This window comes from Bradyrhizobium sp. AZCC 2289, assembly GCF_036924615.1.
In the GTDB taxonomy this organism is placed as follows: Bacteria; Pseudomonadota; Alphaproteobacteria; order Rhizobiales; family Xanthobacteraceae; genus Bradyrhizobium.
Genome location: NZ_JAZHRY010000001.1, coordinates 1,327,002 through 1,340,325, shown reverse-complemented (window position 1 = coordinate 1,340,325; position 13,324 = coordinate 1,327,002). Strand labels below are relative to the sequence as shown.

Below are 13,324 nucleotides of genomic sequence, written 5' to 3'. Positions count from 1 at the left end.
TGTAAAATCTTCAGTTGGACCTCTGGGCAGTAGTTCGTCGGCCGTAAAGGCGGCAATCCAGCGGTCTGGATTGCGGCAGCCGATGCGGTCTTTCATATGTCGTACTGATTGCGAAGAATGATGAGCTGAACGATCTGATCGCCGTGGGCTGAGAAGTAGAAGGCGAGTACCAGCGGATCGGGCAACCATCGTTTGTCGTAGTTGCCATCGACGTTTGCCGTTACGATGAAGTGCCCATAGTGCTCTACTATCTTGACCACATGCATCGTCAATCTTTCGCCAATGATGTCGCGCTCTGCCCATTCCCTGATGGCCGGCTTTCCCCAATAGTCGTGCAGCTGATCGTTAACGAGCGCATCGTCCGCGAAAGCGGACAGCAGCCCTTCGAGATCGAAGCTGTTGGTCGCTTGGACGTAGGCCGACACGGGCGGCGGAAGCGCAGGCAGCGGGACTTGCGGAAGATGGGGATGGGACATGACGGGCCCTTGAGGTCGTGGCATGCGGATGTTTGCTACGATCATGGCCCACGGAAGGCGCTCTGGCGCGTTGTAACTTGTAAAAAGTTGAAAAGCGGACTGTCGGTACGGGATAAGCCTCCGGGTGAGCATCGCGTGAACTTGGCGAGCTTGTCAGCCGGCGCAGTCGACCTAGTCGGTGATAATTCCCCGAGGGATCCGCCAGCAGGCGCGCGGCCTTTTTCTCTTTCGACTGGGTCGATCAATCGGCCGTCGCAATCGATGCTACGACCTGCCGCGAGCGCCGGACCTGCAACTGGCAGGTCAAGGATCAGCTATCTCCGGCCAATCGCGGGCGCTCCAACTCTTCAAGGACACTTTTCGCCCGTTTAAGATCGTGACTTTCGAAGCCTTCGGTGAATCGGTCGTAGACAGACGACAACGCGCCGTGCGCTTCCCCCCGGCGCTCTCGCTTCGCCGGAAGCAAGGCGAGACTTGTCGCAGCTCTCAGCTCCCAAGCCAAAGCACCTTGTACGCGTGCTAGTTCGAATGACCGTTGGAAATAATTCCTGCAGACGTCTACATCCGCGAACGGCGACGACGCCAATACGCTGCCTTTTAGGCGAAGGAGCTCGGGCATCATGAACAGGTCACCGTTGCGCTCGACAAGAGCGATGGTTTCGGTGATCGTGGTCAATGCGTCCTCAAACCGTCCCCTCATAGTGAAACCTTCCACTAGCGCGCTATTGAACGCTGTGGTCAGTAGTTCATAGCGCAGTCCGTGCAACGCCTCCAATGCACCATGCACCAGCGCGATTCCTGTTTCAGTTTCGCCGCGCTTGATCGACAATTCGCCTTTGACGCCGCGGCCCACCGCCTGGTAGGGCGCTAACGAGTATTGGTCGGCTTGCGCGATGAATTTGTTGATGGCCACATCGGCGGCCGCCAAATCGCCGGTCCAGATGTAGACGGACACTGCCCAAATCAGCGCGATACAAAGTGAGATCGGATGGGTTAAGGTTTCGGCTTCTTTGACCGCCTCACCGGCGACCGATATTGCTTGCTCCGGAAAGCCTTCAAGCCACAGGTTGCGTGCAAACGCTATTCGAGCCCGATTGCGATAGTCGAAACCGAAACGGAATGTGTTGGCACCTTGCGAAGACGGGACCGGCGCGAGAGCTGCCTTCAGATGGGCATGTGCACGCAGCGTGCTTCCCTCTAGATGACGAGAGATGCCAAGTATCGAATGCGCCTCGGCGATTCCGACCGGATCGGCTGCTTCGGCGGCGATCGCCTCACTGCGCTGTGCGAACGCAAGCGCCGCGTGAAAATCCCCTATTCTTTCGTGGAAGATGTGAAGCCTTCCGAGCAATCGTAGTTGGTTGGCTCGATCGTTTAATTGTTCGGCAAGCGCGAGTCCCTTGGTAAGTGCGATGCGGGCTTCCTCGCTGTTGCCTTTGGTAAACATCAGCGACAAGCCGAGCGACGAATGAAGCTCCATTTCGCGGCTTGTGCCCCGAGTGTCGTCATCGAGAGCCGCGATCGCACGTTCGGTCCAGCGATGGCATTCAGCGAGCAGTGACAAACCCAAGAACATGCGCGCCGACGCAGCGGCAAGTGCGGTGCCGATCTGAATGTCGCCGCGCTCGAAGAAGCTCCATTCCAAAGCGGCCCGCACATTGCCGAGATGCTCGCGATGCGAAGCAAGGGCTTTTGCCTCGAACGTGACTGGTCCGGAGTTAGCGGCGCGTTCGAGGAATTCAAGGAAATGGATCGCGTGACGCCGCGCTGCATCGTCAGCAGCATCGGCGTCGATCAGCTTCGCCAAAGCGTAGGCGCGAGTGGTGTCGAGCAGGCGGTACCGCGACGTTACGTCGACGGTATCGACAGATACGAGCGACTTCGTCACCAGCCCCACTACAGCCTCAACGACCTGCGCTGCGCTCAGGTCATCCGCCATCGCGACTGATTGGGCGGCATCGAGGGTAAAAACTCCGACAAAAGCCGACAGCCTCTGTAGAACCACACGTTCGCTTTCGGAGAGGAAGTCATAGCTCCAATCGAGTGTGGTTCTTAAGGTCTGATGACGAGGCTGTGCGGTGCGGCGCCCCCGCCAGAGAAGCCGAAAGCGGCTATCGAGGAACTCTGCAGTTTCCCGCAGACCAAGGGCGTTTACGCATCCCGCCGCGAGCTCGATCGCGAGCGGGATACCGTCCAGCTTATGGCAGATTTCAGCAACGATCGGCGCATCTGCATCTCTAGGTTCAAAGCGGCTGCCCCCAGCCGTCACCCGCTCCATAAAAAGCTGTGCCGCGGGAAACGCAAGCACTTGCTCTGCGGTAAGGCTCGCATCGTCGGGAGAGTTGTCCAACGGTGATAGTTGATGAACATACTCTCCTTCAATACGAAGCGATTCCCGGGTGGTGGTCAGAATATGCACATTCGGAGCGTCTCCCAAAATGCGCTCTGCCAATGCTGCCGCCGACCCGATTACGTGCTCGCAACTGTCGAGGATCAACAGCATCCGCCTGTCACGGAGAAAGGTAATGAGATCTGGGGTCGGATCGTTGGAATGAATCAGCAGGCCGAGCGTCGACGCGACCGCGCTCGGCACGAAAAGAGGGTCATTGAGCGGCCCAAGATCAAAAAAGCAAACGGCGCCGTCAAAGTCGGTCAACAGCCTGTGCCCCATTGAGACAGCGACCGTCGTTTTACCCATGCCACCAGGCCCGACAATACTAACGAAGCGCCGGGTGGAGAGCTGTGAGCAAAGATCCACGACTGTCTTCTCGCGACCAACCATTCGGGACAGTGGAGCAGGTAATCTATGCGTCGTGGCGAGACTTTCCGCGGCGCGGAATCGGAAGACCTGGCTCTGAGCCCGCTGAGTGCCGGACGGGTGCGACGAAGCAATAACCTCGTCCGGCGACGTTGGTCACGTATCGGGCCCCGTCGCGGCCGTCACCAAGTGCTTTGCGCAAATTGGCGACATGCACCCGAAGATTAACTTCTTCCACGATGACGTCGGGCCAGACCCGGTCGATCAGTTCCCGTCGGCCCACGACGTCCCCCGCACGCTCGATAAGAACGATTAGGATGTCCAGGGCACGCGCGCCCACTGATACGGGACCGTCCTCCTTCATGAGCAATCTTTCCGCCGCAATTAGACGAAACGGGCCGAATGACGCAACCCACCTTCTCGGTAATTCGTCGCCCATCACTACAACTCCGCGCGCGTCTTTCCCGAGCGTGCTCTAGTGTTGTCCGCGCTTGCACAAGTTGGGGCGGGAGCTTTCCCGACTACCGTCGATCCCGTCGAAATGCGCCACTGAAGGTGGCGTGCGAGGAGAATTGGGAGCTGAGGGCAATATCGCTCATTCGACGATGATCCAGCCCGCCTCTGCGGCAAAATACCCAGCATTTTTCTGAAGGCTAGTTGCATCGCCGGCGCCCGGACCATGCGATAGCTACGGCGGCTCCGCCTGGCCAAGGGAAACGACGAGCTACGCCAAATCGTGGATGAGACGCTGCGCGACACGAAGATCCTCCGTTTCGAAACCTTCCGTGAACCGGTCATAGACCGGAGCGAGTGTGTCGCGGGCCTGGTCGCGCTGTCCGTTCTCGGACAGCAAGCGGGCCAAAGCCGTTGCCGATCGCAGCTCCCAGGCCAGCGCAGACTGCTCTCGCGCCACGGCGAGCGAATGCATCAGGCAGTCCGCGGCTGACGCCCAGTCCGGTCGCGGCATTGCCGCGATAATTTGTCCCTTGATCCGCAGCAGTTCCGCCATGTCGAACGTCGCTCCGCAACTGGCTGCCTGCGCGACGGCTCCGTTGATGATGACCAGCGCCTCGTCGAATTGCCCGGTCTTCCGCAGACCTTCCGCCAGCGCGCTGGCGAAAACCGTGGCCAGGATGTTGTGCCGTTCGGCGTGCAGCGTCTCCAGCGCGTTCCGCAACAAAATCAGGCCGGATCCCGCTTGGTCACGGGTGACGGCGAGTTCACCTTTTAGCGCCATCCCGACGGCGCGATACGGCGCCAGCGAGTATCGTCCGGCATACGCGACCAATCGCTCGATGAGGTCCGCGGCTCGTTCCAGGTCGCCGCTCCAGAGAAAGACCGGTGCCGCATAAATCAGCGAAATGCAGACCGAAACCGGATGATCACGACGCTCGGCTTCGTCGATGGCCTGTTGTGCCATTCTGAGCGCCTGCTCTGAAAAGCCGCGCAGCCACAAGGCACGGGCGAGGGCGACGAGCGCGCGGATACGATGATCGTAGCCAAAGAAGTTGGCATTGAGCGGGCCCAACTCGACGGCCTTGGCCATACCGGCCTCGCAATGGTGTTGTGCCTCAGCCTGATTTCCCACCAAATGATGAGAAACGCCGAGCATCCAGTCCGACATGACAAGGCCAGCCGTGTTTGCAGCTGCCCGAGCGATCACGACTCCCCGTTCTGCAACAATCAATGCGCCGCGGAAATCGCCAATTCGCGTGAGGAAAATGTTCAGACCGGCAAGAAGCTGAAGCTGATGGTCTTGGTCCTCGAAGGTTTCCGCAAGCACTATTCCTCGCTCGATTGCGGCGCGAACCTCGTCACCGTTTCCTTTGGTAAACATCGACGATAGCGCCAGGGCCTCCTCGAGAATCATCTCCCGTCTGGTCCCGCGGCCGGCATCGTCGAGAGCGGCCAGCGCCTGCTCGCACCAGCTCCTGCATTCGTCGAGCAGCGACAACCCCACGAACAATGGCGCCGCCCAGGTGGCGAGTTCGGAACCGACGGCGACGTCACCGCGATCCGAGAATGCCCATTCGAGGGCCGCTCGCACATTCCCGATATGAGGCGCGTATCCTGACAGATCGTGCCCGCCAAAGGCCGATTGGACGACCTCGTCGTATTCGAGATAATTGGAGTAGTAAATCGCATGGCGCCTGGCGAGGTTGTCAGCCTCGTCGCGTTCGGCAAGTATGCTCGCGGCGTAGGCCTGTGTGGTGTCGAGCAGCCGATAATATGTCGATTCGCCAATGGTTATCGTCGATACCAGCGACTTCGCAATCAGGCTCGCCACCGCATCGACGACCTCCGGGTCGTTTGCCTCCGTGCCGGCGACCGACAGAACGGCCTTGAGCGTGAAGACCCCGACGAAGACCGACAACCTGCACAGGACCAGCTTGTCGCGCTCCTGCAGCAGGTTATAGCTCCAGGCGAACATCGCGTTCAGTGTCTGGTGGCGCGGCAGCGCAGTGCGCCGGCCCTGCCAGAGCAGCTTGAAACGATTATCGAGCAGGTCTGCCGTTCCGCGAATCCCAAGGGATCTGACGTGACTGGCCGCAAGTTCGATGGCAAGCGCAATTCCGTCGAGCCGGCGGCAGATCCCGGCGACGATCGGCGCATCGGCATCGCTCAACCCTGAGCGATTGCCGCTCGCTGCCGCGCGCTCCACGAAAAGCTGCACAGCCGGAAATGTGAGCGCTTCAGCAGCTGTCAGGCCGACATCATCGAGTGGGCCACCGAGCGGATACAGCAGGTGAACATGTTCGCCTTCGACCCGCAGTGCTTCCCGGCTGGTTGCCAGGATGTGCGTTTGCGGCGCCGCGCTGACAACTGGTTCGGCCAACGCCGCCGCTGCGTCGATCACGTGCTCGCAACTATCGAGCACAATGAGGACCCGCCTCTTACCGAGAAAGGCCAACAGATTCCGGAAAGGATCCCGAGCTTGCATCATGAATCCGAGCGCCGATGCAACCGCCGTTGGCAGAAGACCGGGATCGGTCAACGCTCCCAGGTCGACGAAGAAAACCGCGCCCTCGAAATCATCAATCAGCGCGTGGGCAATCGAGACTGCGACGGTTGTTTTGCCCATGCCGCCCGGGCCAACAATGCTGACGAAGCGCCGCGTCATCAGCTGGGCCGACAGCGCGCGGACGGTATCGTCGCGGCCGACCATTCTCGTCAACCGCGCCGGCAGTTTGTGGCGCCGATCGCTGACAAGCGACCGGGCTTGCGGGGCTGATCGTTGTGATGCCGATCGTGTCACGGGAGCGACGAAGCAATAGCCCCGACCGGCGACATTTGCGACGTAACGGGCGCCGTCGTGGCCCTCTCCAAGCGCTTTGCGAAGGTGAGACACATGGACACGGAGGTTGGCCTCCTCCACAATCACATCCGGCCAGACTCGCGAGATCAGTTCCTTGCGGCTGACGACTTCTCCGGCCCGTTCGACCAGAGCAATCAGGATATCGAGTGCGCGACCGCCAAGCTGAAGCGGCTCGCCCGCTTTCTCAAGCAGCCTTTCGGCCATAAACAGATGAAATGGGCCAAATGAAGCGACGTCATTGGTTCCTAAGTTGTCGCTATCATCCATACGCGCGTGTCCACTTGCTGACTGTCCGTCTCGGAAAGGTGAACCAAATGTGACAGGAGGCCTTTCCGAGCCCGGCCGCGTGCAGTGTGTGGCCGACCTTTACAGCGACGGTTATCTTGCCAATCCCATCGGCTCCGACGACGCTGACGAAACGCCGTAACCGCCTGCGTCCCTGACCAAAGCTGCCGCTGCGGCACTGAGTGAGGTCGGCACGGTTCCGAATGATGATTGAATTGAAGAACTGTGCAATTTCGGTCAGGCTACTGGCAGCAGTCGCGAATGCAGGGTTCGCGGCGGGTCCGGGTGAAGGAATGTCCAGATAATGGACCATGCGGTATGCCATCCCGGGACAATGCTTATCCTGGCAAGCACAGCAATTCCTTGAAGCAGTGCTGAAAAATCCTGAAATATCGAGGGGCGTTGCCCGAAACTCAAAGCGTGCTATGCAGCACGGGTTGTCGTGACGCGACTGAACCGATCGGGGGCCGATTGGTCCGAAGCTTCTATTGTGCGTCGCCAAATTGTAGGTAAAAACCTGAAATATTCTGAAAAGGGGTCCGACGTGCCCACGCCAGGCCGATGTTTGGTGTACGACTCGGACGAGTGGGAGGTCGATCTCGCTCGGCGCGAACTGCGAGCACGCGGAGTTCCTGTCCCGATCAGCGGTCGCGCGTTCGACATCGTCGAAGTTCTGGTTCAGTCGGCAGGTGAGCTTGTCACCAGGGACGACCTCTCGACTCGCGTATGGCCGGGCGCGATCGTTGAAGAAAATACGCTTCAAGTTTACATATCCGCGATTCGCAAAGCGCTTGGTCCGGATCGTGAAATGCTGAAGACGGTGTCCGGTCGCGGCTATCGCCTGCTCGGAGCCTGGACCTCCCGGAAGGAGAGCGTATCGGCAGCAAATTCGACTGATCTCGAGCCGCGAAGCCCCGCCGAGCCATTTCAGACCAACTTGCCTGCAGCAGCATCAGAACTGATCGGGCGAACCGATGCAGTGCGGCATTTGGGCGGTCTTCTGTCCGCCCATCGGGTAGTCACGCTGACCGGACCGGGAGGGATTGGAAAAACCAGGCTGGCATTGGAAGTGGCCCGTAACTTGTTCCCGAGACTTCACAGTGACGTTCGGCTCGTTGAGCTGGTGTCGCTGTCGGATCCCGCTCTCGTGCCGACCGCCGTGACAGCAGTCCTCGGCCTGAAGTTGGGGGGCGGCGAGATTTCCGCCGAATCCGTCGCTCGGGCCATCGGGGCACAGAGACTTCTGCTTGTTGTCGACAATTGCGAACACGTGATCGACGCAGCCGCCAGGTTGGCGGAAACGATCGTGCAAATGTGTCCCCGCACCACCCTTCTTGCAACGAGTCGGGAAATCCTGAAGATCGAGGGCGAGTACGTTTATCGCGTTCCCCCGTTGGATGTGCCGTCACTGGATGAGGAACCCGGCAATATTCCTGGTCACAGCGCGGTGCAGCTTTTCATCGCCACGACGAGGGCGTTGTGCTCGGATTTCGCACCGGATGGAGAGAGCCTTGCATCAATCGCCGCAGTCTGTCGGCGGCTCGACGGTATTCCGTTGGCCATCGATTTGGCGGCGACTCGCGTCGCCACGCTTGGGCTCCAACAGGTCGCCGCAGGTCTGGATGATCGCTTCGGAATGCTGACTGGCGGTCGGCGAACGGCTCTGCCGCGGCACCAGACACTGCGCGCGACGCTGGACTGGAGCTATAAGTTGTTGTCCGAGTCCGAGCGCCTGGTGGTGCGGCGCATCGCCGTCTTCGGCGGGGACTTTACGGCGGAGATGGCGAGTTTGATCGCGGCGGGTGGTGAGATCAACGCATCGGAAGTGCTCTGCTTTCTGGCGAACCTCGTCACCAAGTCTCTCGTGATGGTGGAGGCCGGAAGTGCGATCGCACACCATCGGCTGCACGAGACCACGCGCGCCTACGCCCTCGAGAAGCTCGCTGAAAGCAGCGAGTTCGACCAGGTGGCGCGACGCCATGCCAACTATTACCAGGATCTCTTCGACAGCGCCGAAATAGAGCTGGACACATTGCCAATGGACGTGTGGCTGGCACGCTACGGCCGTCAGATCGGACAGGTGCGCGCGGCTTTGGACTGGGCCTTCTCGCCGACTGGCGCCGCCGAGGTCGGCGCAGCATTGACCGTGGCTGCGGTGCCGCTGTGGATGCACTTGTCGCTGATCGAGGAATGTCGCGGCCGCGTCGAGCGGGCGCTTTCCGGCCCGGCCGAGACCCGAGACGCACGTCGTAACATGCAATTGCATGCGGCGCTTGGCGCGGCGCTCTTTCTCACGAAGGGCTCCGGCCCCGAGACGTTAGCCGCCTGGACAAACGTCTTTGAGATTGCGGAAAGCCTCGACGATGCGGATTATCGCCTGCGAGCGCTTTGGGGCTTGTTTGTCGACTGCTTCACGAGCCGCCGCTATCGGGAAGCGCTCGCGGTGGCCGAACGGTTTTGCCTCTATGCGGCGAAAACGACCGATCCTGCCGACGGGGCGATCGGCGACCGTCTGGTCGGCGTGGCGCTGCTTGCCCTGGGTGACCTGAAAGGTGCGCGGCGGCACATCGAGCGCATGCTCGGTCGCTATGTCGCCAGGAAGTCGCACATCATCAGGTTTCAATACGACCAGCGCTTGTTGGCGCATTCGCATCACTCCCGAATACTCTGGCTGCAGGGATTTGCCGAACAGGCCATCCGTAGCGTCGAATCCCAGGTCGTCGACGCTCGCGCCAGCGGTCACCCGCTGTCGCTGGCCAATGCCCTGCTTCAGTCAGCCCTTGTTGCGCTTCTCGCCGGTGATCTAACCTTGACGGAGCGCTACATGAAGGCGCTTCTGGAGCTTTCCGCCAGGCACGCGCTGGAGAGCCTCGTGGGTCGATGCTTTGGAAGCGTCTTGCTCATGAAGCGCGGCGACATTGGTGCCGGGTTGGAGCTTATGCGCACCGCGTTCGCCAGCGTCCCACACAACGCGTTCAGCATGCTCTTCACCCCATTTCGCGCCGAGATGGCAGACGCCCTTGGTCGCGATGGTAAAGCTGCCGAAGGGCTCTCGATCATCGACGAGGCGCTCGCACGGTCCGAGCGCAACGAGGAGCGCTGGTGCGTCGCCGAGCTTCTGCGCATCAAAGGCGAACTCATCCTGCGGGAGAGTGCGCCGCGGGCCACGACGGCGGCCGAAGAGCACTTCTTGCAATCGCTCGACTGGGCGCGCCGGCAGGGCGCCCTGTCGTGGGAGCTGCGAACATCCACAAGCCTTGCACGCTTGCAGCATGATCAAGGTCGGATCGCCGAGGCACGCAGCCTTCTGCAATCGGTGTATGATCGCTTCAGCGAGGGCTTTGAAACCGCCGACCTGAAGACCGCGAAGGCGTATCTCAGCTTCTTGCAGTGACGCATCCTGGTGCGATTAAAACGGCCAATATGGCCGATCGAACGCAGCGTCGCTCCACCGATCTTGTGCACGCGCTCGGCGATTGTGTCAGCGGCGGCGAAGATTTGCTCGGCCTGCCCGCTTTGTCAGGCCTCGAGTTTGGTCGGCCCTGGTGAACGTCGGCTAAAGCCCTCTCGTACGCAGCTAAATTCTGATAAAACGTGAGATATTCTGAACAGGGGACATGAGTGCGCGCACAAGGCCGACAACCGGTGTACGAATCGGGCGAATGGGAGGTCGATCTCGCTCGGCGCGAACTGCGAGCGCGGGGAGTTCCTGTCCCGATCGGGGGGCGCGCGTTCGACATCCTCGAGGTGCTGGTACAGTCGGCGGGTGAGCTTGTCACCAAGGACAACCTCTCGGCTCGCGTATGGCCGGGCGCGATCGTTGAAGAAAATAGGCTTCAAGTTCACATATCCGCGATTCGCAAGGCGCTCGGTCCGGATCGTGAATTGCTGAAGACGGCGTCCGGTCGTGGCTATCGCCTGCTCGGTGCGTGGACATCTCGGCAGGAGACCACATCGTCAGTCGATGCGATTGATCTCGAACCGATGCCAAGTCGAGCCGAGCCATTTCAGACCAACTTGCCTGCGGCAGCATCCGAACTGGTCGGCCGAACTAATGCCATGCAGGATGTTCGCGGTCTTCTGTCTGCTTACCGGGTGGTCACCCTGACCGGACTGGGGGGAATAGGGAAAACCAGGTTGGCATTGGAGGTGGCCCGTAACTTGTTCCCGAGACTTCACAGTGACGTTCGGTTCATCGAGCTGGTGTCGCTGTCGGATCCCGCTCTCGTGCCGTCCGCCGTAGCAGGGATCCTCGGACTGAAGTTGGCTGGCGACCAGATTTCCGCCGAGTCCGTAGCCCGGGCCATCGGAGCACAGAAACTTTTGCTTGTACTCGATAATTGCGAACACGTGATCGACGCAGCGGCCAAGTTGGCGGAAACGATCGTGCGCATGTGTCCGCGAACGACCATTCTTGCAACGAGCCGGGAGATCCTGAAGATCGAGGGCGAGTACGTTTATCGCGTTCCCCCGTTGGACGTGCCCCCACAGTATGAGGAACCCGGCAATATTCCTGGTCATAGCGCGGTGCAGCTTTTCATCGCCACGACGAGGGCGTTGCAGTCGGATTTCTCGCCGAATGCAGATAACCTACCATCAATTGCCGCCATCTGTCGGCGCCTCGATGGCATCCCGCTGGCCATCGATCTGGCGGCGACTCGCGTCGCCACGCTTGGGCTTCAACAGGTCGCCGCGGGCCTGGATAACCGCTTGGGAATGTCGACCGGCGGCCGCCGAACAGCTCTCCCGCGGCACCAGACACTGCGTGCAACGCTGGACTGGAGTTATGAGTTGCTGCCTGAGCCCGAGCGCCTGGTGATGCGGCGCCTTGCCGTTTTCGCCGGCGACTTTACGGCAGAGGCGGCAAGTGTGATAGCGGCGGGTGGCGAGATAACCGCATCCGACGTGGTCCGCGCCCTGGCGAACCTTGTCACGAAGTCTCTGGTTACCTCGGAAACCGGAAGCGTGATTGCGCACCATCGGTTGCACGAGACCACGCGCGCCTATGCCTTGGAGAAACTCACCGAGAGCGGCGAGTTCGAACAGGCGGCACGACGCCATGCCAACTATTACCGGGATCTCTTTGACAGAGCCGAAATAGAGCTCGACACATTGCCAACGACCGTGTGGTCGGTGCGCTACGGCCATCAGATCGGACAGGTGCGCGCGGCTTTGGATTGGGCCTTCTCGCCGATTGGCGCGGCCGAAGTCGGCGTAGCGCTGACGGTAGCTGCGGTGCCGCTATGGGTGCTCTTGTCGCTGATGGAGGAATGTCGCGGTCGCGTCGAGCGAGCGCTTTCCGGCCCCGCCGAGAGCCGAGACGCGCGTCGCAATATGCAACTGCATGCAGCCCTTGGTGCCGCGCTGTTTCTGACCAAGGGTTCGAGCCCGGAGATAGTAGCGGCCTTTACAAATGCCTTTGAGATCGCGGAAAGCCTCGACGACGCGGATTATCGCCTGCGAGCGTCTTGGGGCTTGTTTATGGGCTGCATCACGAGCGGTCGCTATCGGGCGGCGGCGGCGTTGGCCGAAAGATTTTGCAGCTATGCAGCGAAATCGGTCGATCCTGCCGACGGCGCAATTGGCGACCGTCTGCTCGGTGTGGCACTGGTTTCCCTGGGTGACATGGAAAGTGCGCGGAGGCATATCGAGCGCATGCTGGATCGCTATGTCGCCAAGCGGTCTCACATCGTCAGGTTTCAATACGATCAGCTATTGTTGGCGCATTCATATCACTCCCTGATACTCTGGCTCCAGGGATACGCCGACCAGGCGATGCGTAGCATCGAAGGTCATGTAGTCGACTCTCGCGCCAGCGATCACCCGGTGTCGCTGACCGGTGCCCTGCTTCGATCAGCCTGCCCCGTTGCGCTTTTCACCGGCGATCTGACCTTGGTGGAGCGCTACGTAAAGGTGCTCATGGACCTTTCCACCAGACACGCACTGGAGCTGTTGAACGTCGCGGGCCAATGTTTCGGAGGTGTGTTGCTCGTCAAACGCGGCGAGGTTGGCGCCGGGTTGGAGCTTCTACGCACCGGCTTCGCCCGCGTTCCTCAGGACGCGCTTAGCCTCCTTTACGCTCTATTTCTCGCCGAGATTGCGGACGCCCTTGGTCGCGATGGTAAAGCTGCCGAAGGGCTCTCGATCATCGACGAGGCGCTCGCACGGTCCGAGCGCAACGAGGAGCGCTGGTGCGTCGCCGAGCTTCTGCGCATCAAAGGCGAACTCATCCAGCGGGAGGGTGCGCCGCGGGCCACGACGGCGGCCGAAGAGCACTTCTTGCAATCGCTCGATTTGGCGCGCCGGCAAGGCGCCCTGTCATGGGAACTGCGAACATCCACAAGTCTTGCACGCTTGCAGCATGATCAAGGTCGGATCGCCGAGGCACGTACCCTTCTGCAATCGGTCTACGATCGCTTCAGCGAGGGCTTTGAAACCGCCGACCTGAAGGCCGCGAAGGCGTTTCTCAACTCTTTGCGCTGACTCATA

At 60.5% G+C, this 13,324-nt stretch carries 7 protein-coding genes and 2 pseudogenes; 3 read left to right on the top strand and 6 right to left on the bottom strand.

The annotated features are described in order from the left end of the window. Positions 1-92 precede the first annotated feature (92 nt). The 4 genes from V1289_RS06720 to V1289_RS06705 form a co-directional block, all read right to left on the bottom strand. The gene (locus V1289_RS06720) at positions 93-521 is read right to left on the bottom strand and encodes a hypothetical protein (protein ID WP_334396196.1); all 429 of its coding nucleotides are present in this window, start codon (positions 519-521) and stop codon (positions 93-95) included. A gap of 265 nt (positions 522-786) precedes the next feature. Next, the gene (locus tag V1289_RS06715) at positions 787-3,132 is read right to left on the bottom strand and encodes an ATP-binding protein (protein ID WP_334396195.1); all 2,346 of its coding nucleotides are present in this window, start codon (positions 3,130-3,132) and stop codon (positions 787-789) included. A 148-nt stretch (positions 3,133-3,280) separates the two neighbouring features. Continuing rightward, entirely contained in the window at positions 3,281-3,598 is a 318-nt protein-coding gene (locus tag V1289_RS06710; RefSeq protein ID WP_334396194.1) for a winged helix-turn-helix domain-containing protein, read from the bottom strand. 360 nt (positions 3,599-3,958) lie between these two features. Further along, the gene (locus V1289_RS06705) at positions 3,959-5,188 is read right to left on the bottom strand and encodes a hypothetical protein (protein WP_334407992.1); all 1,230 of its coding nucleotides are present in this window, start codon (positions 5,186-5,188) and stop codon (positions 3,959-3,961) included. 189 nt (positions 5,189-5,377) lie between these two features. Here V1289_RS06705 and V1289_RS06700 point away from each other — a divergent pair, with 189 nt between their 5' ends. Then, positions 5,378-5,866 carry a hypothetical protein gene (locus V1289_RS06700; protein ID WP_334407990.1) on the top strand — a complete coding sequence of 163 codons (489 nt, stop codon included), beginning with the start codon at positions 5,378-5,380 and terminating at the stop codon, positions 5,864-5,866. Positions 5,867-6,070: 204 nt separating this feature from the next. On the opposite strand, the pseudogene V1289_RS06695 reads toward V1289_RS06700, so the two are convergent. Continuing rightward, positions 6,071-6,754 (bottom strand): annotated as a pseudogene (locus tag V1289_RS06695) (winged helix-turn-helix domain-containing protein); the annotation flags it as partial. Positions 6,755-7,403: 649 nt separating this feature from the next. Here V1289_RS06695 and V1289_RS06690 point away from each other — a divergent pair. After that, positions 7,404-10,229, top strand: a complete 2,826-nt coding sequence (locus V1289_RS06690) for an ATP-binding protein (protein WP_334396193.1) — start codon at positions 7,404-7,406, stop codon at positions 10,227-10,229. 11 nt (positions 10,230-10,240) lie between these two features. Here V1289_RS06690 and V1289_RS06685 read toward each other — a convergent pair. After that, positions 10,241-10,345 (bottom strand): annotated as a pseudogene (locus V1289_RS06685) (DNA starvation/stationary phase protection protein); the annotation flags it as partial. A 111-nt stretch (positions 10,346-10,456) separates the two neighbouring features. Between V1289_RS06685 and V1289_RS06680 the strand changes: the two are divergent. Further along, on the top strand, positions 10,457-13,318 hold the full coding sequence (locus V1289_RS06680) for an ATP-binding protein (protein ID WP_334396192.1): 2,862 nt from the start codon (positions 10,457-10,459) through the stop codon (positions 13,316-13,318). The last annotated feature ends 6 nt before the right edge of the window (positions 13,319-13,324 follow it).